This is a genomic window from Qipengyuania sp. GPGPB31 (assembly GCF_038396345.1).
GTDB classification, from domain to species: domain Bacteria; phylum Pseudomonadota; class Alphaproteobacteria; order Sphingomonadales; family Sphingomonadaceae; genus Qipengyuania; species Qipengyuania citrea.
On sequence record NZ_CP149572.1, the window covers coordinates 790,820 to 812,272 of the forward strand.

Here is a 21,453-nt window from a genome sequence, read left to right on the forward strand (position 1 = left end):
TTGGGTGATCCTATTCGGCCGGAACGGCGCTGGGCTGGTTGACGATCGGACGATCCGCTTCGGGATCGTAGGCAGCGTCGTTGAGCGGAGCTTCGACACGCTGCTTCCCGGCCAGCGTCATCCAGATGTTGTAGGACATGATGAGGGCACCGCCGAGGTACATCAGGCCGCCCGCGGCGCGCATGACATACATCGGGTGCAGCGCGGCAACGGTGTCGGCGAAGCTGTTCACCAGGTATCCGTCCGGCCCGTATTCACGCCACATCAGGCCCTGGGTGACACCGGCAACCCACATGCTCGCGGCGTAGAAAACGATGCCGATCGTCGCGAGCCAGAAGTGCCAGTTGATCATGCGCAGCGAATACATCCGTTCGCGCTTCCACAGGCGCGGTACGAGGAAATAGACGCAGGCGAAGGTGATCATGCCGTTCCAGCCGAGCGCGCCCGAATGCACGTGGCCGATGGTCCAGTCGGTGTAGTGCGACAGGCTGTTGACGCTCTTGATCGACAGCATCGGTCCTTCGAAGGTGCTCATGCCGTAGAAGGCGAGTGCCATTACCATCATGCGGATGATCGGGTCGGTGCGAACCTTGTCCCAGGCCCCGTTGAGGGTCATCAGCCCGTTGATCATGCCACCCCAGCTCGGCATCCACAGCATGATCGAGAAGACCATGCCCAGCGTCTGCGCCCAGTCGGGCAGCGCTGTGTAGTGCAGGTGGTGCGGGCCCGCCCAGATGTAGAGGAAGATCAGCGACCAGAAGTGGATGATCGACAGCCGGTAGGAATAGACCGGGCGTTCAGCCTGCTTGGGGACGAAGTAATACATCATCGCCAGAAAGCCCGCAGTGAGGAAGAAGCCGACCGCATTGTGGCCGTACCACCACTGCGTCAGCGCATCCTGCACCCCGGCAAACGCGCTGTAGCTCTTGGCGCCCAGCAGGCTCACTGGCATCGCCAGGTTGTTGACGATGTGCAGCATCGCAACCGTCACGATGAAGGCGAGATAGAACCAGTTGGCGACGTAGATATGCGGTTCCTTGCGGCGCGCCAGCGTGCCGACGAAGACCACGAAATAGGCAACCCAGACGATCGTCAGCCACAAGTCGACGTACCATTCGGGCTCGGCATATTCCTTCGACTGGGTAATGCCGAGCAGGTAGCCGGTCGCTGCCAGCACGATGAACAGCTGGTAGCCCCAGAAGACGAACCGCGCGAGATTGGGAAAAGCCAGCTGTGTGCGGCAGGTGCGCTGCACGACGTAGAAGCTCGTCGCCAGCAGGGCGTTGCCGCCGAAGGCGAAGATCACCGCGCTGGTATGCAGCGGACGCAGGCGTCCGAAATTGAGATAGGGTTCGAAATTCAGCTGCGGATAAGCCAGCTGGGCAGCGATGAAAACGCCCGCCAGAAGGCCCGCGAGGCCCCAGAACATGGTGGCGATGACGCCCCAGCGAATGGGATCGTCGTCATACCGCGAAGGTCCGTCAGGAAGCTTGAAGAAGCCCCGCGCCTTGCCCAGCGGGTCGAACCGCGAGGCGCTGACCCAGATCATCACGAAACCAAGGGCCGCAATGATCCAGGCGTGCGCCGCGAAGCCGCTATCCGCCGCCCCGAGCGCTGCCGCCATCGCGACCAGCATGACCAGGAACCACAGGCCCACCCGGCCCAGCGCCGTTTCCGCTTGCATAGAATTCTCCGTCCTTTTGCAGGGGGTTAAGCGGGTATCCCGCGAAGGGCATTGACCCAGATCAAATTCGGAAAAGATTTCACGCGGCCTCGCGCAGGAAACCCGCGCGGTCCCGGAGGCTCTCCAGGGCGTTCAAAATCACGCCTGAACGGCCCACCGTCTCGATCACCCCGTCGTCCCTCAGCTTCGATAGTTGACGGCTGACAGTCTCGATCGTGAGCCCGAGACTGTCCGAGATATCACGGCGGGACATCGGCAATTCGAGAACCAGCCGGCCGTCCTGCTCGACCCCGATCCGCGCGGCCATCCCGACCAGGAACACGGCAATGCGTTCGCCCGCCGTCTTGCGGGCCAGCGCGATCGTCTTCTCGCGGCACCGGCGCAGCGAAAGCGTGGTGTTTTCCAGCAAATGGTGAAGGACCCCCGCTTCGCTCGATGCCAGCCGGAGGAATTCGGCCGAGTCGAAAGCCAGGATGTCGCAGTCCTTGAGCGCGCTGACGGAGTAGGAATAGTTGTCGGGACCGGGGACAGTGAAGACCTCGCCAGCGAACTGGAAAGCGACGATCTGGTCGCGCGACTCTGACGCGTGCGCCACCAGCTTGGTAGCCCCGTCGACGACGAAGACGATCTGCTGGCCCGCCCCCGCGAAATCCAGCGAATGCGCCTTGGCAAGCCGGCTTGCCCGGGCGAGCGCCTGGAACCGGAGGTATACGGTATCCGACAGATTTGCGGGAAGTATCCGGTTGGCAAATCGCTGGAAGGGTTCGGCTGGTGTGATCATGAAGCCGCCCTCGCCCCGATAAGCCGGCGCTTCCTTGACCCAGATCAATGCCGGCAAGAAATTTTCGCGCCACAGCCATCCCAGCGCTGCAACATCCCTGGGCCGCATGGGGCGGCCACTGCCGCGCTCGAGGACGATCGAATGAAGAAGTATCTGGTAGCTGCGCTGGCCGGTACGGCAATGTTCGCCGCACCTGCCCAGGCCGCGGACAACGACGGCAAGCTGCAGGTAAAGCTGCTCGGCACCCTTGTCGCACCCAATGGCAAAATCACCGATATCAACACGGATATCGTGGGCCTTCCCGCCACGACGCAGACCGAGGCGAGCGACAATTTCGTACCCACGCTGGCAATCGGATATTTCGCCGCGCCGAATTTCTCGATCGAGACGATCTGCTGCGTGACACAACATGATGTCGATGCGGTGGCCGGGCTGCCGGGTGCAGAGCTGGTGTCAGACGCCAAGGTCATCCCCGCAACTTTCACGGCGAAGTACCATTTCGATCTCGGCGGCGTGAAACCCTATCTCGGTGCCGGGGCCACCTATTTCTGGTGGGTCGATGTCGAACCGGGTGCGGACACCATTCCGCTCGGTGTGACGCGCACCACGCTGTCGGACGAATTCGGCCTCGTGCTGCAGGCAGGTACCGATATCGCGCTTGGCGACAGCGGTCTCGGCCTGACGATCGACGCGAAACGCTATTTTGTCGACACGACCGCGCGCTGGTATGCCGGCGACACGCTCGCAATCGAAACCGAACACAAGCTCGACCCGTGGGTATTGAGCGCAGGCGTAAGCTATCGCTTCTGATCGGGCGGCGTCGCTCCGCCTACGAACCCGAAATCCGAAAAGCCCCCGGCGCCCCGCGGCACCGGGGGCTCTCTCCGTGAAGTCACGGCGCTCAATCCGCTGAGCCCAGCGAGCTTTTTCCGGCACCTGTCGCCATCTTCCAGCGATGTTCGGAAATGGTGCGCCCGACAGGATTCGAACCTGTGGCCCCCAGATTAGGAATCTGGTGCTCTATCCGACTGAGCTACGGGCGCCCGCCGCCGCATTTAGCAGACGATCGCGCGCAAGCAATCAGTTCAGTTCGTCGGGCGGCGCGACCGGCACCAGCAGGGGGGCGACGGCGATGCCTTCCGCGACCATGTCCTCGGCCTCGTCGCGCGTGGCGCGACCGTGAATGGGTGCGTTTTCGCTTTCCCCATAGTGCATTTCGCGGGCCTTTTCGGCAAAGCAGTCGCCGACCCAGGTGCTGCTCTCGAGCGCCTTGGCCTGAGCCTTCGCCAGCGCTTCGAACGCTTGTTTGACGGCCGGGGGCATGTCGCCCGTGCTTAGCTGCGCCTTTTCTCCCGCCGGGGCTGCGACGGCATTGGCCTTGGCCGGGACTGAGGGGGCCATCGGCGCCTTGCCGACATCTTCGCACCCGCAGGCGGGACACTGCAGCAAGCCTTGCGCTTTCTGGTCCGAGTAGTCGCTCGAGGACGAAAACCAGCCCTCGAAGCGGTGGCCTTCGCTGCAGGATAGGTCGTAAACGATCATGCGGCGGCCTATGCGGTGATATGCCTGCGGTTGGCAAGGCTGGGCACCTGTTCGCGCACCTCGGCCACCCGCTCCAGATCGACATCGACGAAACCCAGTCCGGCCTCCTCTCCGCCCATGTCGAGCAGCACTTCGCCCCACGGATCCACCACCAGGCTGTGACCATAGGTCCGGCGGCCGTCCTCGTGCTCGCCAACCTGCGCCGCGGCCACGACGAAAGCGCTCGCCTCGATGGCGCGGGCGCGCTGCAACACGTGCCAATGCGCTGCGCCGGTCGGTACGGTAAAAGCAGCGGGTATGGCGATGCAGTCGCAGTGCGCGCGCCCCAGCGCCTCGAACAAGGCAGGGAAGCGAATGTCGTAGCACACGGTGAGGCCGAGCCGGCCGAGCGGTGTGCCCTCCATCAGCCCGACGCTGTCACCTGCACGATAGGCATTGGATTCGCGCCAGCTTTCACCGCTTGCCAGGTCGACATCGAACATGTGCATCTTGTCGTAGCGCGCGGCAATCGTGCCGTCAGGCGCGATGACGAAAGCGCGGTTGACCCATTCGCCCCCACCACCGCCGTCGAGTGCGAGCGAGCCGAGCGATACCCACAGGCCGTGCTGGCGCGCAGCTTCACGGACACGGGCAAGGACGGGCGAAGCGTCTTCGCTGCAGATCGACCGGGAAGCGCGTTCGCGATCGCGATCGAGCAGGCCCGACATTTCGGGCGTGAACAGCATGTCGGCGCCCCCGGCCGCAGCCTGTGCGACCGCGTCTTCGAGCGCTACGGCATTGGCCCCGGGATCGATGCCCGAAGTCATCTGCAGGACAGCGACGCGTGCCATTCAGCCCGCCAGCAACGCGTCGAGCTTGCCTTCGCGCTCGAGCGCGGCGAGTTCGTCCGAACCGCCGACATGCGTATCGCCGATGAAGATCTGCGGCACGGTCCGCGCGGTAGGCGCGCGTTCCAGCATCTCTTCGCGCTTCGGCCCGCCCATCGTGATGTCGTGTTCGGTATAGTCCACGCCCTTCTCGTCGAGCAGGCGCTTGGCTCGGACGCAGAATCCGCAACCGAATTTGGTGTAAATGTCGACCGGGTGGTGGCTCATTGATATTCCCTTGTTTTCCGCGGCGAAACTAGCGCGCGACAAGAAGTCTTGAAAGCGCAAAGGACGCGCCTATCTCGAAAATACCGTCACGGTGTTCGTGGCGGCGACGGGGCGCCGATACCGGGCCCCGCCATCATAGAATCGCTCACAAGAGGATTTGTTTCGATGAACCGTATGGACCTTACGCCTTTCCGCCGCTCCACCGTGGGCTTCGACCGTGTATTCGACCTGATGGAACGTCAGGCTCGCAATGCCGGCGGCGACAATTACCCCCCTTCAACATCGAACGCCGCGGCGATGACGAATATCGCATCACGCTGGCGGTCGCGGGCTTCCGCAAGCCGGATCTCGATATCGTTGCGCAGCAGAACCTGCTCGTCGTGACCGGCAAGAAGCGCGACGAACTCACCGACGGCGAAATGCTGCATATCGGGATCGCCAATCGCGGATTCGAACGCCGTTTCGAACTGGCCGACTATGTCCGCGTGGCCCATGCCGACCTGGCCGATGGCCTGCTGGTCATCGATCTGGTGCGCGAAGTGCCCGATGCGATGAAGCCGAAGAAGATCGCCATCGGCGAAACGCAGCCGCTCGAAGTCGTCAAGGACGACGAGCGCGACGGCGACACGACCAAGGCGGCCTGATCCCGCCTTCACCTGCACTGGTGAAATGAATAGGGGGCGGAACCAGGTTCCGCCCCCGCGACGTTGAACGCCGCCAAACCCCGAAATCGGCCGTCCGGGTCGCAGAAGACAACCGGCTTCGAAGCAAGCCCCGCCTCGTGCTGGCAAAGCATGTGTCTCCATGCGCCCACACCCGAGGTGTGGAACAGCCGTATTCTGGCCCAAACATAACAAAAGATAAACCGGTCTCGTGCCCGCGACATCATTTTGTCGCATAGCTACAAGCGTAATTTCGACGCCTCCAACGAAATCAGAGGCTTAAAATGCCGCCATCTCGGCGCTGGATCAGACCAGACGTGCCTGTTCCAGCGCCGCGCCGACGAAACCGGCGAACAGCGGGTGCGGTTCGAAGGGCCGCGATTTCAGCTCGGGATGGAACTGCACGCCCACGAACCATGGGTGATCGGGGCGTTCGACGATTTCGGGAAGCAGGCCGTCGGGCGACATGCCCGAGAAGACCAGGCCCTGTTTCTCCAGCGGCTCAATATAGGCCCCGTTCACTTCGTAGCGGTGGCGGTGGCGTTCCGAGATGCTGGTCGCCCCGTGATAGACCTTCGACACGTGGCTGCCCACCGCAAGCTTGGCATCATATGCACCCAGCCGCATGGTCCCGCCGAGATCGCCGCCGGCTTCGCGTTTCTGGAGACCCTCTTCGGTCATCCATTCGGTAATGATGCCGACCACCGGTTCTTCGGTCTCGCCGAATTCGGTTGACGAGGCGCGGGCAAAGCCGGCCTCGCGCGCAGCGTCGATGCACGCCATCTGCATGCCAAGGCAGATGCCGAAGAACGGCACCTTGCGTTCGCGGGCGAAACGGACTGCCGCTATCTTGCCCTCGCTGCCGCGCTCACCGAACCCGCCGGGCACGAGGATGGCATGCATGGGTTCGAGCTTGGCGGCAATGTCGGCATCGTCGCCTTCGAACACTTCGGCGTCGATCCACTTGATGTTGACCTTGACCCGGTGCGCCATGCCGCCGTGCACCAGCGCCTCGTTGAGCGATTTGTAAGCATCCTGCAGGCCGACATATTTGCCGATCACGCCGATGGTGACTTCGCCCTCGGGGTTGGAATGGCGATCCACGACGTCGTACCAGCGCGACAGGTCGGGATCGGGCGCATCGGTTATCCCGAAGGCGCGCAGCACTTCGGTATCGAGCCCCTCGCCGTGATACTGCAGCGGCACGGCATAGATCGACGGCGCGTCCAGCGCCGGAATGACCGCTTCCTGCCGCACGTTGCAGAACTGCGCGATCTTGCGGCGGTCGGATTCGGGGATCGGATGCTCGGCGCGGCACAGCAGCACATCGGGCTTGATCCCGAGACTGGCCAGTTCGCGCACCGAGTGCTGCGTCGGCTTGGTCTTCAACTCGCCCGCCGCGGCAATATAGGGGACCAGCGTGACGTGGACGCTCAGCGTCTGCCACGGCTCCAACTCGTTGCGCAGCTGGCGGATGGCCTCCATGAACGGCAGGCCTTCGATGTCGCCCACGGTTCCGCCGATCTCGCACAGCACGAAGTCATGGTCGTCCTGCCCGGCCAGCGCGAAGGCCTTGATCTCGTCGGTCACGTGCGGGACCACCTGGACGGTCGCGCCGAGGTAGTCGCCGCGGCGTTCCTTGGCGATGATGTCCTGGTAGATCCGGCCCGAGGTGATGTTGTCGCCCTGGTGCGCCGATACGCCGGTGAAACGCTCGTAATGGCCGAGATCGAGATCGGTCTCTGCCCCGTCGTCGGTCACATAGACCTCGCCGTGCTGATAGGGGGACATCGTCCCCGGATCGACGTTGAGATAGGGGTCGAATTTCCGGATACGGACCTTGTAGCCACGCGCTTGGAGGAGGGCAGCAAGCGATGCTGCCATGAGACCTTTGCCAAGCGAGGAGACCACGCCGCCGGTGATAAAGATATACCGCGCCATGGGGGTCGGGCCTTAAGCTGTGGGATTGAGTCGGGGCAAGCGCAAACGCACATGGATCGCGCCATTTGCACGGCGCAATCCACAGCTCTGCGATGGATTGGAGATTATTCGGTCGCGCCGGACAGCGGATCGCCGTCCGCAGGAGCGCCCAGGGGATCGGCGGCAGGAGCGGCTTCGCCGGTCGTGGCCGCACCCAGCGGATCGGCCGGTGCAACCGTGCGATCGAGCGTCGATTCGATGGCGTCGCTGCCGGTCGTCTCGACTGCGACTGCAGCCAGCGCGATCGACAGGACGACGAACAGCACCGCGAGCCATTTGGTCGAACGGGTCAGGAAATCCGCGGCTCCGCGCGCGCTGAGCATGCCCGACGGGCTGCCACCGATGCCAAGCCCGCCGCCTTCGGAGCGCTGCATCAGGATGACGCCGACAAGCGCGGCTGCGATGATCGCCTGGACGACGGTTAGGAACAGGAACATGCGAATACTCTTGGAAAGGCTTTAGCGGAGCTCAGGCGCATCTAGGCGCGCCGGCGGCAAACGGCAAGGTCGGGTGCGATCAGGCCTCTTCGGCTTCGGAGGCGCCGACCACGATCCCGAGGAAGCTTTCCGCAGACAGGCTGGCACCGCCGACCAGCGCGCCGCCCACATCGGGGGTCGCCAGGATCTCGCGCGCATTGTCGGGCTTCACCGAACCGCCATAGAGGATGCGGACCTTGGCGGATTCCTCTTCGCCATAGGTTTCGTCGAGCAGCCGGCGGATCGCCCCGTGCATGGCTGCGATATCCTCGCCGGTTGCGGTGCGCCCGGTACCGATCGCCCAGATCGGTTCATAAGCGATCGTCAGGCGCTCGGCGGGATCTTCAACCACCGTCAGAGCGGCCTTGATCTGGGCCAGCACGTATTCTTCGGCCTTGCCCGCGTCACGCGTATCGAGCGGTTCGCCGCAGCAGAGGATGATGCGCAGGCCCGACTCGATGGCCGATTCGATCTTGGCGTTGATCAGTTCGTTGCTTTCGCCGTGGCCCTGGCGCCGTTCGCTGTGGCCCAGGATCACGAACTTCGCGCCTGCATCGGCAACCATCGAGGAATTGATGTCCCCGGTATGCGCACCTTCCGCGCCCGGGTGGCAATCCTGCGCGCCGACGCCGATCTGTTCGGCTTCCTTATGGACCGCGTGAATCAGCGTGTAGGGAGGCGCCACGGCGACCTCGACCTTCATGTAACGCTGCGCGGCACGATCGATCGCGCGTGCTTCGGAAAGCATGGCGCGCGTGCCGTTCATTTTCCAGTTTCCGACGATGTAGGGCCGTTCGGCCATGTCTTGGTCCTGCGATTTATTGAAATGTGTGGCCCGCTATATGGGGCTTGGAATGCGCTCCGCTAGACAAGGTTTCTTCCCGCGTCAAAACCCTTTGCAACCTGTTGCCGCGAGGTCGCAGGGGGGATAAAGCGCCCCAACCCATCCAGGCTCCGCCTGAACAACAGCAGCCATCCAACCGGATCGTCCGTCTATCATGTTCCAATTCTTCCGCAATTTCTTCAAGACCAAGCTCGGGCTGGCAATCGCGCTCGCCTTCCTCGGTCTGATCGCCCTGGCGTTCGCCAGCGCGGATGTTTCGTCCACCGGGACTTTCGGCGGCATCGCGGGCGGTGACCGCGTGGCTGTCGTCGGGGATGAAAAGATATCCACCGCGGATCTGATCCAGGGCGCGAACAACGGGCTCGACCGGGTGCGGCAGGACCAGCCTACGGCCACCATGCAGGCCTTCCTGCGCGGTGGGGGGCTCGATTCCGCGCTCGAAGCGCTGATCAGCCGCGCCGCGCTGAAGGAGTATGCCCAGCGCTACGGGCTCCGGGCGGGCGACAATCTGGTCAACAGCGAAATCCGGATGATTCCCGCGTTCCGCGGCCCCGACGGCAATTTCAGCGAGGATACCTATCGTCAGGCGCTGGCCCTGCAGCGGCTGAGCGATGCCGACGTGCGCGAGGACCTGGGGATCGGCCTGCTGTCGCAGCAGATGCTGCTTCCTGCGAGCTTCGGAGCGACCGTGCCCGACAAACTTGCGTACCGTTATGCGCAATTGTTCAAGGAACGGCGCGAAGGTTCGATCGCGTTGCTCCCCGCAGCGACATACGCCCCGAGCGGCGCAGCCGACCCCAAGGTCTTGCGCGCCTATTTCGATGCGAACCGTGATGCGTTCGTACGGCCGGAACGCCGGACGATCCGCTATGCCACCTTCGACGCGGCAGCACTGGGCGACCGGGCGGAACCGACCGATGCCGAAATCGCCGCGCGCTATGAACGCGATGCCGAACAATACGCCGCTGCGGAAACCCGCGACGTCACCCAGCTGATCGTACCGACAGAAGCCGCCGCCAAGTCGATCCGTGACCGCGTTGCCGGTGGCGCGTCGTTCGAACAGGTCGCCCGCGAAGCGGGGCTGCGCGCTTCGCCCGTGGTCGATGTCGTTCGCGAAGGTCTCGCGAGCCAGGCGTCGCCTGCGGTCGCCGCAGCCTATTTCTCCGCCGAACGCGGCGCGATGACCACGCCCGCGCGCAGCCCGCTGGGCTGGCATGTCGCGCGGATCGACGCGGTCGAAACCACTCTTGCCCGCTCGCTGAGCCAGGTGCGCGGCGATATCACCGATACGCTGCGCGCGGAAAAGCGAGTGCGCGGCCTGGCAGATCTCGCAAGCGAGATCGAAGAGCAGCTCGGAAACGGCGCCACGCTCAGCGAAGTGGGCGAAGAACTGGGTCTCGAGCTGGAAACGGTCGGCCCGGTTTTCGCCAATGGCCAGCTGTTCGACGAGCCCCGCGGCACGGTGCCCGAGGTGCTCCAGCCCGCCCTTGCCACGCTGTTCCAGATGGAAGTCGAAGAACCCGAGATCGCCCCGATCGAAAGCGGGCAGACCTATCTGGTTTACGAAGTGGACGACATCACGCCCGCTGCCGTCGCCCCCTATGCACAGATCGCCGATGCGGTCGAAGCGCGCTGGCGTGCTACCGAGGGCATGAAAGCCGCGCAGGCCGCGGCCGACCGGGTGATCGCACGCGTGCGGTCGGGCAAGACTATGGCAGCCGCGCTCGCCGAGGAGGAGCGCCGTGTTCCCCCCGCGCAGAGCGTCGACATGACCCGCGAAGATCTCGCGCGCCAGCGCGAACAGCGCATCCCGCCCCCGATCGCCCTGCTGTTCAGCATGGCCGAGGGAACGACGAAGCGGCTCGAGGCGGGCAACAATGCCGGTTTTTTCGTGGTCGATGTTGATGATATCACCATGGGCGAGATCGCCGGCGACGATCCGCTAATCGCGCAGGCCACCCGCCAGATGGGTCCGCTGCTGGGCGAAGAATACGCCGAACAGTTCAGCCGCGCGATGCGCGAAGAACTGGGCGTCTCGCGCAATGCCACGGCGATCGAAGCCGTGCGTGCCCAGCTCTCCGGCAACTGAGGTCCAGTTGGATAACGGCCTGAAAGGCGTCGACCGGGCGCGCACCGCACTGGCGCAGGGCACTCCCGCGCTGATCTGGCGCGAAATCGTGGCCGACACCGAAACCCCTGTCGGCGCGGCGCTCAAACTGTTCGAGGAAGGGCGCGGCGATTTCCTGCTCGAATCGGTCGAGGGCGGTGAAGTCCGCGGCCGTTACAGCCTCATTGGGCTCGATCCCGATCTGGTGTTTCGCGCGACGGGCGACAGCGCGGCGATCAACCGTCGCTGGCAACACGACCGCGAGGCTTTCGAGCCCTGCGATGCCGGCACGCTCGACAGCTTGCGCGCACTGGTCGAAAGCTGCCATTGCGCGGTTCCCGGCGAACTGCCTCCCGCCCTCGCCTGCCTCGTCGGGCATTTCGGCTATGAGACCATCGGGCTGGTCGAAAAACTCCCGCGCCCGCCGCAGGGTGCGCTTGACGTACCCGACATGCTGTTCGTGCGGCCGACCGTGCTGCTGGTGTTCGACCGGCTCAGCGACGCGCTGTTTTGTATTGCCCCGGTATGGTCGGGCGGTTCGATCGAACGTTCGGGCGAACGCATCGACGAGGTGCTGCGCAGGCTCGCCCGGCCAGCGATCCCGTCGGAAACACGCGCCGCCGATCATCCCGAACCCGCTCTGACGCCGACGATGCCCGCCGCGGACTACGAGGCGATGGTGCTGCGTGCGAAGGACTATATCGAGGCCGGCGACATCTTCCAGGTCGTGCTGTCACAGCGCTTCGCCACCCCGTTCGAACTGCCGCCGATGGCGCTTTACCGCGCGCTCAGACGGGTCAATCCCTCACCCTTCCTCTATTTCCTCGACATGCCCGGGTTTGCGATCGTGGGGTCGAGCCCGGAAATCCTGGTCCGCGTGCGCGAAGGCGAAGTGACCATCCGGCCCATCGCCGGCACTCGCCCGCGCGGCGCGACGCAGGCCGAGGATCGCGACGCCGAACGCTCGCTGCTGGCGGACCCGAAGGAACGCGCCGAACACCTCATGCTGCTCGACCTGGGCCGCAACGATGTCGGACGCGTGGCACAATCGGGCAGCGTGACCGTCACCGACAGTTTCATGGTCGAACGCTACAGCCACGTGATGCATATCGTCAGCAATGTGACCGGCCAGCTCGATCCGGCGAAAGACGCGATCGATGCGCTGTTCGCCGGCTTCCCCGCGGGCACGGTAAGCGGTGCGCCCAAGGTGCGCGCCTGCGAGATCATCGCGGAACTCGAGCCGGCGACGCGCGGCCCCTATGCCGGCGGCGTGGGCTATTTCGCGCCCGATGGTTCGGTCGACAGCTGCATCGTGCTGCGCACTGCGGTGGTGAAGGACGGAACCATGCACGTGCAGGCCGGCGCGGGGATAGTCGCCGATAGCGAACCCGCGTATGAGCAGAGAGAATGCGAAGCGAAAGCGGGCGCCTTGCTCGCTGCGGCGAAGGAAGCCGTCCGCCTCGCGAAGGAACCCGGATTCGGCCAATGAGAACGACACTTGCCGCGCTGGCGCTGCTCGCGCTGACTGCATGCGAAGCCCAACCCGAGGGTGAACCGGTGGCCCGCGCGCGGATCGACGGACAGCCGCAGGATGCAGCCGGCGACACGCCCACTCCGGCGGCGACGCTGGCGAGCCAGGTCGAAAGCGCCTGCCGCTCGATCATTTTCGAAGATACGCCGCTGACGCACTGCCTCGCCGTGCCCGAACGCCACAAGATCTCGACTGCGCTCGACCGGGGCGGATCGCGCTACGGCAGCCTCGCCAGATATGCCGATGCCAATGACGGCGACACCATCGCCTTCGCGATGAACGCGGGGATTTTCGGCGAAGGCGAACGCCCGGCGGGCTATTTCGTGGAAGATTCCGAACGATTGAGCGAACTCGACACCGGTTCGGGATCGGGCAATTTCTACATGAAACCCAACGGGGTGTTCTACGGCAGCGGCGGTGACTGGCAGGTGCGCGAGACCGACTGGTTCCTCGCCAATGTCACCGAGCGCCCGCAATTCGGCACGCAGTCGGGGCCGATGCTGATCGTCGGCGGCAAGATCCATCCGCAGATCGTCCATGACGGCCCGTCGCGCAAGATCCGCAATGCGGTGGGCATCGATGGCGAAGGGCGCGCGCATTTCGTGATTTCGAACGCCCCGATTTCCTTCGGCAAACTCGCCCGGTTCTACAAGAACGAGCTCGAGGCCGAGAACGCGCTGTTCCTCGACGATACCGTGTCGCTGCTGTGGAATCCGGCGACCGACCGGCTCGACACCGGTGCCGCCATCGGCCCGATCCTCGTGGTCAGAAAGAAAGCAAGCGAATGACCGATACCCGCCGCACGCTCTATCCGGAGATCGAACCCTACGAGACCGGCATGCTCGATGTCGGCGAAAGCCATTCGCTGTATTACGAGCGCGTGGGCACACCGGGCGCCAAGCCGGCGGTTTTCCTGCATGGCGGGCCCGGCGGGGGCATGGCTCCCGATCATCGCCGCCAGTGGGACCCTGAACTCTACGACGTGTTGCTGTTCGACCAGCGCGGTTGCGGCAAGTCGCTGCCCTTTGCTGAAATAGAACACAATGACACATGGCGCATCGTCGAGGACATCGAGCGCTTGCGCGAGATGTGCGGACACCAAAAGTGGCAGGCGTTCGGCGGCAGCTGGGGTTCGACGCTCGCGCTTGCCTATGCGCAGAAATATCCCGACCGCGTGAGCGAGCTGGTGCTGCGCGGTGTGTTCCTCGCGCGGCAGCAGGAAAAGTCGTGGCTCTACGATTATGGCGCGAGCGAGATCATGGCGGAGCAATGGGATGCGTTCACCGGTCTCATTCCCGAAGCCGAGCGCGGCGACCTCGTGCGCGCTTATTACAACCGCCTGACCAGCGAGGACGAGGCGACCCGGCTTGCCGCGGCGCGCGAATGGTCGCTGTGGGAAGGGCATGTCGCGACACTGCTGCCCAATGAAGACCTGCTCGAAAGCTTCGGCGATCCGGCCAAGGCGGTTCCGTTTGCACGCATCTGCGCCAAGTTCTTCCTCGAGAACTTCTTCCTCGAGGAAGGCGAGCTGCTGCGGAACGTGGATGCGCTGGCGGGAATACCCGGGATCATCGTTCAGGGCCGCCACGATATCTGTACCCCGCCGGGCGCGGCATGGGCGCTCAAGAAGGCCTGGCCCGAAGCCGACCTGTGGATCGTGCCCGATGCCGGTCACAGCGCCGGTGAACCGGGCATCGTCGATGGCCTCGTCCGCGCCACGGACAAGCTGGCCGGCAAGACCGGCTGATTTGCTGCGCGACACGCGGCGCCGGCCGCGCTGGCCTGCAAACCTTTCCTTGCTTGAAAGCACGTCGCCATCGCTTCAAGGACCGTATCGATGACCGACAGCCGATCCATTCTCGTAATCGACAATTACGACAGCTTCACCTTCAACCTGGTCCATTACCTGATGGAGATGGGCGCCCGCGTGGAGGTGGTGCGCAACGATGCCATATCGGCGGTCGAGGCGATGGATGGCGGTCATGCGGGCTATCTGATTTCTCCCGGACCCTGCACTCCCAACGAAGCCGGCATCAGCCTCGATATCGTCGCGGCCTGCGCCGCAGCGGGCAAACCCCTGCTCGGCGTCTGCCTCGGCCACCAGGCGATCGGCCAGCATTTCGGCGGCCGCGTGGTGCGCGGCGGTCTGATGCACGGCAAGACCTCGCCCGTCACGCATGAAGGCGACGGGGTGTTTGCCGATCTGCCCTCGCCCTTCACCGCGACGCGCTACCATTCGCTGGTGGTCGAAGACATTCCCGATTGCCTGGCGATCAACGCGACCAGCGAGACCCCGGGCCTCGACGGCAGCAGCGTCATGGGGTTCCGCCACCGCGATCTTCCGCTCCACGGTGTCCAGTTCCACCCCGAAAGCATCGCCACCGAACACGGCCACGCCCTGCTGGCGAACTTCCTTGCCATCTGCGGCATCGCCGCCAAGGTGCCCGCATGAAACAGCTCCCCGATGCCACCCGGCACCTTGCCGAAGCCGAGGCCGAGGAAGTCTTCGGCTGGATCCTCGATGGCGAAGCCGATGACGACGCGATCGCCCGTTTCCTGGTCGACATGTCGGCGCGCAGTGAAACCTCCGAGGAAATCGCGGGCGCGGCCCGAGCCCTGCGTCACCGGATGATCCCCATCGCTGCGCCCGAGGGTACGGTCGATTGCTGCGGCACCGGCGGCGATGGCCATCATACGCTCAACGTATCCACCGCGGTCAGCCTGGTCGTGGCGGCCTGCGGCGTCCCAGTGGCCAAGCACGGCAACCGCGCTGCCAGCAGCAAGGCGGGCGCGGCCGATACGCTCGAAGCGCTCGGACTCGACATGGAAGCGGCAGGCCGCAGCGCGGAGAAGACGCTCGCCGAACTGGGCATCTGTTTCCTGTTCGCCAAGAACCACCACCCGGCAATGGGCCGGATCCAGCCCATCCGCCAGAAGCTCGGGGTGCGCACGATCTTCAACCTGATGGGGCCGCTCTCCAATCCCGCCGGGGTCCGGCGCCAGCTGATCGGTATCGCCCGCCCCGCCTATGTTCCGATCTATGCCGCGGCCAAGGCCCGGCTCGGAACCGAGCGCAGCTTCATCGCCTCGGGCGACGAGGGCCTCGACGAACTCAGCCTCGCGGGCGGCAACGAACTTGCCGACGTGATGGGCAACAACTTCGAAATGCGCCGCGTGCTGGCAGTGCAGGCCAATCTGCCGCACGCCCCGGTCGAAGCCATCCGCGGCGGCGATCCGGCGCACAACGCCCGCGCGCTCGAGGCGCTGCTGGCAGGCACCCCCGGCCCCTATCGCGATGCGGTGCTGTTCAACGCATCCGCCACGCTGATCGTCGCCGGCCGGACCGACGATTGGACCGAAGGCGCCCAGATCGCTGCCGAGGCGCTCGATTCCGGCGCTGCCCTGACCCTCCTGCGCGACTGGATCGCACTGAGCGTTTGACATGAACAAGCTGGAAGAAATCTGCGCCACCAAGCGCGAAGAAGTGGCTGCCCGCAAGCAGGAACGCTCGCTGTCCGATCTCGAAACCGCGATCCGTGCGCAGACCCCGCCGCGCGGGTTTCAGGCTGCACTCGCCCGCGCGCAGCATGACGGCTTCGGACTTATTGCCGAGATCAAGAAAGCCTCGCCGTCGAAGGGCCTGATCCGCGCCGATTTCGAGCCTGCGGCGCATGCCAGGGCCTATGCCGCAGGGGGCGCGGCATGCCTTTCCGTGCTGACCGATGCGCCCTATTTCCAAGGCCATGAGGATTACCTCATCGCCGCCCGCGAGGCCTGCGACCTGCCCGTCCTGCGCAAGGATTTCATGGTCGACCCGTGGCAGGTCGCCGAAGCACGCGCGCTCGGTGCCGATGCCATCCTGATCATCGTCGCGGCGCTCGATGACAGCGTCATGGCCGAGATCGAGGCGGCCGCGCTCGACCATTCGATGGATGTGCTGATCGAAGTCCACGACGCCGCCGAAATGGACCGCGCGGCGCGGCTTTCCTCGCGGCTCATCGGGGTGAACAACCGCGACCTGAAAACCTTCACCACCGATCTCGCAACGACCGAGCAGCTTGCCCCGCGGGCCCCGGCGGAAAGCCTGCTGGTGGGCGAGAGCGGGATCAGCTCGCATGCGGATTGTGCCCGTCTCGCAGGTTCGGGTGTGCGCAGCTTCCTCGTTGGTGAGAGCCTGATGCGGCAGGCCGATGTCGCTGCGGCGACCAGGACGCTGCTGCACGGCTGAACCGTCGCGCCCGGGGCAAAGCAGGAACAGCTGTTCTCGCCTCCATACCGCTAAACCGGCGCAATTGCTTGACTTGCCGATTCGGGTTGCCTACTTGTTCCGTATTCGTTCACAGCTTTGTGAACAGGCGATACGGGAGTTCGCACCATGCTGACCGCCAAGCAGCACGAATTGATCCGCTTTATCCAGCAACGCCTGGAAGACACCGGCATTTCCCCGAGTTTCGAGGAAATGAAGGAAGCCCTCGACCTCAAGAGCAAGTCGGGCGTTCACCGCCTGATCTCGGCGCTCGAGGAACGTGGTTTCATCCGCCGGCTGCCCAACCGTGCGCGCGCACTGGAAGTGGTCAAGCTTCCCGAAGACGCAGTTACCGGGAGCGACAAGCCCAGTGCTGCGAACGACCTGGTCGGGGCGGCAATGCCGACCAAGACCGTGGCACCCGAACCCGCCAACGACATCATCGACGTGCCGCTGCACGGACGGATTGCCGCTGGCGCGCCGATCGAGGCGATCGAAGGCCAGTCGAGCATGCCGGTTCCCGCTGCCCTTCTCGGTCCCGGCGAACATTACGCGCTCGAAGTCTCGGGCGATTCGATGATCGAGGCCGGCATTTTCGATGGCGACTTCGCTCTCGTGAAACGAACCGACAGCGCGCGCGATGGCGAAATCGTGGTGGCGCTGGTCGACAACGAGGAAGCCACGCTCAAATATCTGCGCAAGGACGCGGGGCGCGTGATCCTCGATCCGGCCAATGGCGCCTATGACCCCCAGGTCTACGATGCGCACCGCGTTCAGGTACAGGGCAAGCTCGCCGGGCTCTTGCGCCGCTATCACTGATGGTGCGGGCACCGCGCCCTATCGGCGCGGGGCCGGCCACCAGCCATGCGCCCCCTGGTCCTGCGCGACCGTATCGACGCGTTCGCGATCGAGATAGACCGCGACGCCGCCTTCGCGTTGCAGATAGCGCCGATCGGCCTTGAGCCAACGCGGCCGGCAGCTGCGCGGCAGGAAGCGGTCGGACACGACGATATCCGCCTTCCCGCAGGCTGCGGCCAGCGCACGTTCGGCGATCAAGTCGCGATTGCGGGCCACGAGCACGCTCCATGTCTTTCCGCTTCTCTTGACGGGGAGGACGCAGAACTCGGGGCTGCAGCGGCTCTGCGGCCACGCCGCGATGGCCATGGGCTCGCGGTCGGTTCCCGCCAGTTCGAGCAGGTTCTGCTGCGCATAGCCCCCGGCACTGTCGCGGAGGACGAGCAGGCGGTCGGCCTGGCTGGCAATACCCAGATCGCGCCCGTCACGGGTGATCAGCAGGTCGGGAACCGGGGCTGTCACGATCAGGATCGTGGACAGCGCGATCGGCACCGCGCCCCACAGTCTTGCCCTGCCCTGCCACAACGCCAGCCACAGTGCACCGCCGATATAGAGCGCCATCGTGCCCATGCCGATGCGCGGCGACAGTTTGACCGAACCGGGTTGCTCGGCGAAGAAATGCGCGATCGCAAGCAGCACGTCGAGTGACTGGCCGACCAGCCACCAGGCCGGCGCCCCCGCCCCCACCAGATCGAGGAAGAGCGCCAGCGCAACCAGCGGCATCGACACGAAGGTTACCAGCGGGATCGCGATCAGATTGGCCGCCGCGCCGTAGAGGCCAGCACGGTGGAAATGGAACAGCACGATCGGGATCAGCGTAAATTCGATGACCAGCCCGGTCAGGAACAGCATCGCTGCACGCCGTGCCAGGCGCGATAGCCAGCTTTCCTCGCGCGGCGCCAGGAAGCTGCGGACCCAAGCGGCATTGTGGAGCGAGACAATGGCGATGACCGCGGCAAAGCTCATCTGGAAACTCGGCCCGACCAGCGATTCCGGCCAGAGCGCCAGCACCACGCCGGCGGCGATCGCAACCATCCGCAGCGACAGGGGTTCGCGCCCCAGGGCCAGCGCGACGAGCACGAGCAAGGCGCCGATGCAGCTGCGAACGGTCGGCACCTGCGCGCCGGTAAGCAGCGTGTAGCCGATGCCCGCAAGCGCGGCTGCACCCGCCGCCACCAACGGCAACCGCACGCGCAGCGCCAGCCAAGGCCAGGCTGCCAGCAGTTTCAGCACCACCAGATAGGTCGCGGCGATAATCGCGCTGACATGCAGGCCGCTGATCGAAAGCAGATGGGTGAGCCCGGCATCGCGCATGGCTTCTTCGTCGGCCTCGGGGATCGCACCGCGGTCGCCGCTTGCCAGCGTGGCCGCGATAGCGCCCGCCGTCCCGTCGAGATTGCGCCGCACATGCGCCGACAGGCGGCGCTGGATCACGGCGATCGACACAAGCGTCTCCGCGGGCGGTTCGACGAGTTCGACGTCACCGACCACCGATCCGGTGGCGGACAGGCCATCGAACCATGCCCGGCGCGCGAAATTGTAAGCACCCGGGACGATCGGCGGCGATGGCGGCATCAACCGCGCGCTCAGACGGATCCGTGCCCCTTCGCGCAGCTGCGGCCCGTCGGCTTCCAGCGGCAGATTGACGCGGTAGGCGACTGCCCGGGCTGTCTCGGGGTCGCGTGCCGCCAGCACCAGCCTTACCCGTCCTTCCGCCGGCTGTTCCTCGCGCGCAAGGATGCGTCCATCGATCCGTTCCAACCGCGGATAGGGGATCGGCTCGGCACCCACTGTCGCCGACCGCGCCCAGACCAGCGCGGTGCCCGCCGATATGGCGAGAGCAATCGAAAGCAGCGCAGCAAGCGCATAATTGCGGTTCTCGCGGCCGCGCCATGCGGCGATGGCTGCGAAGGCGACGACCAGCGAACCGGCGATCACGGCGAGCCATTGCCACGGCCCGGCAAGGAGGAACCACAGCCCGATGCCGCAGCCGAAGGCGACCGCCAGCCATGGACCGCGATCGAATTCGGCGCCCGCGAGAAATGCCTCGAACCGGGCTGCCAAACTGGACATTGCGCCGCGCATGCGCCAAGGGCGCGGCACTGTTTCGCGGGCGGTTTCGCCCGCTTCTCCCATCGGTATCGAAGGCGTCCCCCGTGTCGCCATGTGAATGTTTGAAAGGAAGCGAGTGACAATGGCAAGCGATAGTGACAGCGAGACCCCTCCGGTCGTCACCCGCTTCGCTCCCTCGCCCACCGGCTATCTGCATATCGGCGGGGCGCGGACCGCGCTGTTCAACTGGCTCTATGCGCGCCATCACGGCGGCCGCGCGCTGCTGCGGATCGAAGATACCGACAAGAAGCGCAGCACGCAGGACGCGATCGACAAGATCATCGACGGGCTTGGCTGGCTCGGCCTCGATTTCGACGATGCACCGGTGTTCCAGTCTGACCGCGCCGAGCGCCATGCCGAAGTGGCGCACAAGCTGCTCGAGGCGGGCCATGCCTACAAATGCTTCGCCACGCCCGAGGAACTCGAGGCGATGCGCGCCGAGCAACGCGCAAACAAGCAGCCGATGCGCTACGACCGCCGCTGGCGCGATCGCGATGCGAGCGAAGCTCCCGCGGGCGCGCCCTATGTGATCCGGCTCAAGGTCCCGACCGAGGGCGAAACCACGATCCACGACCAGGTCCAGGGCAAGGTCACGGTGAAGAATGCCGAGATCGACGATTACGTGCTGCTGCGCGCGGACGGCACGCCGACCTATATGCTGGCGGTGGTGGTCGACGATCACGACATGGGCGTCACGCACATCATTCGCGGCGACGATCACCTCAACAACGCCTTCCGCCAGCTGCCGGTGATCCGCGCGATGGATGCGATCGAGGGTGGCTGGCCCGATCCGGTCTATGCGCATGTCCCGCTGATCCACGGACCCGACGGGGCGAAGATGTCGAAGCGCCACGGCGCGGTCGGCGTCGAAGCCTATCGCGACGAAGAAGGCGTGCTCCCCGAAGCGCTGTTCAACTACCTGCTGCGGCTCGGCTGGGGCCATGGCGATCGCGAGGAAATCAGCCGCGACGAAGCGATCGAACTGTTCGACCTCGATGGCGTCGGCAAGGGCCCGGCGCGTTTCGACATCAAGAAACTGCAGAACCTCAACGGCCATTACATCCGCGAGGCGGATGATGAACGGCTGGCCGACATCGTCGCCGACAAGATCGGTGAGAAAGCCGACCGCGCGCTGCTTGCCGAAGCCATGCCGGTCCTCAAGACGCGTGCAAGGTCCATCAATGAACTTGCTGAGGGTGCAGGATTTCTTTTCGCCACGCGCCCCTTGCAGATGACCGACAAGGCGGCGGGGTTGCTCGATGATGAAGCGCGGGCGCGGCTCGCCGGCTTGTCCGAAATGCTGCATGTGCAAAATGACTGGACAATCGAGGCTCTGGAAGCCACTACGAAGGCCTATGCCGAGCAGCTCGAACTGGGTCTCGGCAAGCTCGCGCAGCCCATGCGCGCAGCACTGACGGGGACGACGACGTCACCCGGCATTTTCGATGTGTTGGTCCTGTTGGGCAAGGAAGAGTCGCTCTTGCGTATCGATGCGCAGGCCGCCTCGCCCGCAGGCACCGAAGAGAACGAGTGAGGAGA

General features: G+C 64.9%; 19 protein-coding genes, 1 tRNA gene and 1 pseudogene. 11 read left to right on the plus strand and 10 right to left on the minus strand.

Annotated features, from left to right (window positions below):
• Positions 1-10: 10 nt before the first annotated feature.
• Positions 11-1,684: a cytochrome-c oxidase, cbb3-type subunit I gene (gene ccoN, locus WKH79_RS04090; RefSeq protein ID WP_050601272.1), complete on the minus strand. Its 1,674-nt coding sequence runs from the start codon at positions 1,682-1,684 to the stop codon at positions 11-13.
• Positions 1,685-1,763: 79 nt separating this feature from the next.
• Positions 1,764-2,465 carry a helix-turn-helix domain-containing protein gene (locus WKH79_RS04095; protein WP_341859690.1) on the minus strand — a complete coding sequence of 234 codons (702 nt, stop codon included), beginning with the start codon at positions 2,463-2,465 and terminating at the stop codon, positions 1,764-1,766.
• 141 nt (positions 2,466-2,606) lie between these two features.
• Between WKH79_RS04095 and WKH79_RS04100 the strand changes: the two genes are divergently transcribed.
• Positions 2,607-3,275: an OmpW family outer membrane protein gene (locus tag WKH79_RS04100; RefSeq protein WP_341859691.1), complete on the plus strand. Its 669-nt coding sequence runs from the start codon at positions 2,607-2,609 to the stop codon at positions 3,273-3,275.
• A 156-nt stretch (positions 3,276-3,431) separates the two neighbouring features.
• Here WKH79_RS04100 and WKH79_RS04105 read toward each other — a convergent pair.
• The 4 genes from WKH79_RS04105 to grxC form a co-directional block, all read right to left on the minus strand.
• Positions 3,432-3,508, minus strand: a tRNA-Arg gene (locus WKH79_RS04105).
• Positions 3,509-3,545: 37 nt separating this feature from the next.
• Positions 3,546-4,007, minus strand: a complete 462-nt coding sequence (locus WKH79_RS04110; RefSeq protein WP_230832993.1) for a DUF1178 family protein — start codon at positions 4,005-4,007, stop codon at positions 3,546-3,548.
• Between the two features lie 8 nt (positions 4,008-4,015).
• Positions 4,016-4,837 carry a carbon-nitrogen hydrolase family protein gene (locus WKH79_RS04115; protein WP_341859692.1) on the minus strand — a complete coding sequence of 274 codons (822 nt, stop codon included), beginning with the start codon at positions 4,835-4,837 and terminating at the stop codon, positions 4,016-4,018.
• Entirely contained in the window at positions 4,838-5,101 is a 264-nt protein-coding gene (gene grxC / locus WKH79_RS04120; protein WP_063507145.1) for a glutaredoxin 3, read from the minus strand.
• 165 nt (positions 5,102-5,266) lie between these two features.
• On the opposite strand from grxC, the pseudogene WKH79_RS04125 reads away from it, so the two are divergent.
• Positions 5,267-5,745 (plus strand): annotated as a pseudogene (locus WKH79_RS04125) (Hsp20 family protein).
• 324 nt (positions 5,746-6,069) lie between these two features.
• On the opposite strand, the gene WKH79_RS04130 reads toward WKH79_RS04125, so the two are convergent.
• The 3 genes from WKH79_RS04130 to tpiA all read right to left on the minus strand — a co-directional run bounded on the left by WKH79_RS04130 (position 6,070) and on the right by tpiA (position 9,021).
• Positions 6,070-7,704: a CTP synthase gene (locus WKH79_RS04130; protein WP_050601255.1), complete on the minus strand. Its 1,635-nt coding sequence runs from the start codon at positions 7,702-7,704 to the stop codon at positions 6,070-6,072.
• Between the two features lie 104 nt (positions 7,705-7,808).
• The gene (gene secG, locus WKH79_RS04135; protein WP_063511866.1) at positions 7,809-8,180 is read right to left on the minus strand and encodes a preprotein translocase subunit SecG; all 372 of its coding nucleotides are present in this window, start codon (positions 8,178-8,180) and stop codon (positions 7,809-7,811) included.
• A 79-nt stretch (positions 8,181-8,259) separates the two neighbouring features.
• Positions 8,260-9,021 (minus strand): triose-phosphate isomerase, encoded by a 762-nt coding sequence (tpiA, locus tag WKH79_RS04140; protein ID WP_050601253.1) that lies wholly within the window; start codon positions 9,019-9,021, stop codon positions 8,260-8,262.
• Between the two features lie 196 nt (positions 9,022-9,217).
• Here tpiA and WKH79_RS04145 point away from each other — a divergent pair, with 196 nt between their 5' ends.
• The 8 genes from WKH79_RS04145 (at position 9,218) to lexA (ending at position 17,766) form a co-directional block, all read left to right on the plus strand.
• Positions 9,218-11,152: a SurA N-terminal domain-containing protein gene (locus tag WKH79_RS04145; RefSeq protein WP_341859693.1), complete on the plus strand. Its 1,935-nt coding sequence runs from the start codon at positions 9,218-9,220 to the stop codon at positions 11,150-11,152.
• Between the two features lie 19 nt (positions 11,153-11,171).
• Complete coding sequence (gene trpE, locus WKH79_RS04150) at positions 11,172-12,659, plus strand: anthranilate synthase component I (protein WP_341860090.1); 1,488 nt, start codon at positions 11,172-11,174, stop codon at positions 12,657-12,659.
• Positions 12,656-13,489, plus strand: coding sequence for a phosphodiester glycosidase family protein (locus tag WKH79_RS04155; protein WP_341859694.1), 834 nt, complete (start codon positions 12,656-12,658; stop codon positions 13,487-13,489). Before trpE ends, WKH79_RS04155 begins: the two co-directional genes overlap by 4 nt.
• The gene (pip, locus tag WKH79_RS04160; RefSeq protein ID WP_341859695.1) at positions 13,486-14,448 is read left to right on the plus strand and encodes a prolyl aminopeptidase; all 963 of its coding nucleotides are present in this window, start codon (positions 13,486-13,488) and stop codon (positions 14,446-14,448) included. Before WKH79_RS04155 ends, pip begins: the two co-directional genes overlap by 4 nt.
• 90 nt (positions 14,449-14,538) lie before the next feature.
• On the plus strand, positions 14,539-15,153 hold the full coding sequence (locus WKH79_RS04165; RefSeq protein WP_063511164.1) for an aminodeoxychorismate/anthranilate synthase component II: 615 nt from the start codon (positions 14,539-14,541) through the stop codon (positions 15,151-15,153).
• On the plus strand, positions 15,150-16,142 hold the full coding sequence (gene trpD / locus WKH79_RS04170; RefSeq protein ID WP_341859696.1) for an anthranilate phosphoribosyltransferase: 993 nt from the start codon (positions 15,150-15,152) through the stop codon (positions 16,140-16,142). The genes WKH79_RS04165 and trpD overlap by 4 nt, the downstream gene beginning before the upstream one ends.
• Before the next feature lies 1 nt (position 16,143).
• On the plus strand, positions 16,144-16,929 hold the full coding sequence (gene trpC, locus WKH79_RS04175; protein ID WP_341859697.1) for an indole-3-glycerol phosphate synthase TrpC: 786 nt from the start codon (positions 16,144-16,146) through the stop codon (positions 16,927-16,929).
• A gap of 147 nt (positions 16,930-17,076) precedes the next feature.
• Positions 17,077-17,766 (plus strand): transcriptional repressor LexA, encoded by a 690-nt coding sequence (gene lexA, locus WKH79_RS04180; protein WP_050601246.1) that lies wholly within the window; start codon positions 17,077-17,079, stop codon positions 17,764-17,766.
• 18 nt (positions 17,767-17,784) lie between these two features.
• On the opposite strand, the gene WKH79_RS04185 is transcribed toward lexA, so the two are convergent.
• The gene (locus WKH79_RS04185) at positions 17,785-19,875 is read right to left on the minus strand and encodes a ComEC/Rec2 family competence protein (protein ID WP_341859698.1); all 2,091 of its coding nucleotides are present in this window, start codon (positions 19,873-19,875) and stop codon (positions 17,785-17,787) included.
• Positions 19,876-19,996: 121 nt separating this feature from the next.
• On the opposite strand from WKH79_RS04185, the gene gltX reads away from it, so the two are divergent.
• Entirely contained in the window at positions 19,997-21,448 is a 1,452-nt protein-coding gene (gene gltX / locus WKH79_RS04190; RefSeq protein WP_063511699.1) for a glutamate--tRNA ligase, read from the plus strand.
• Positions 21,449-21,453 lie beyond the last annotated feature (5 nt).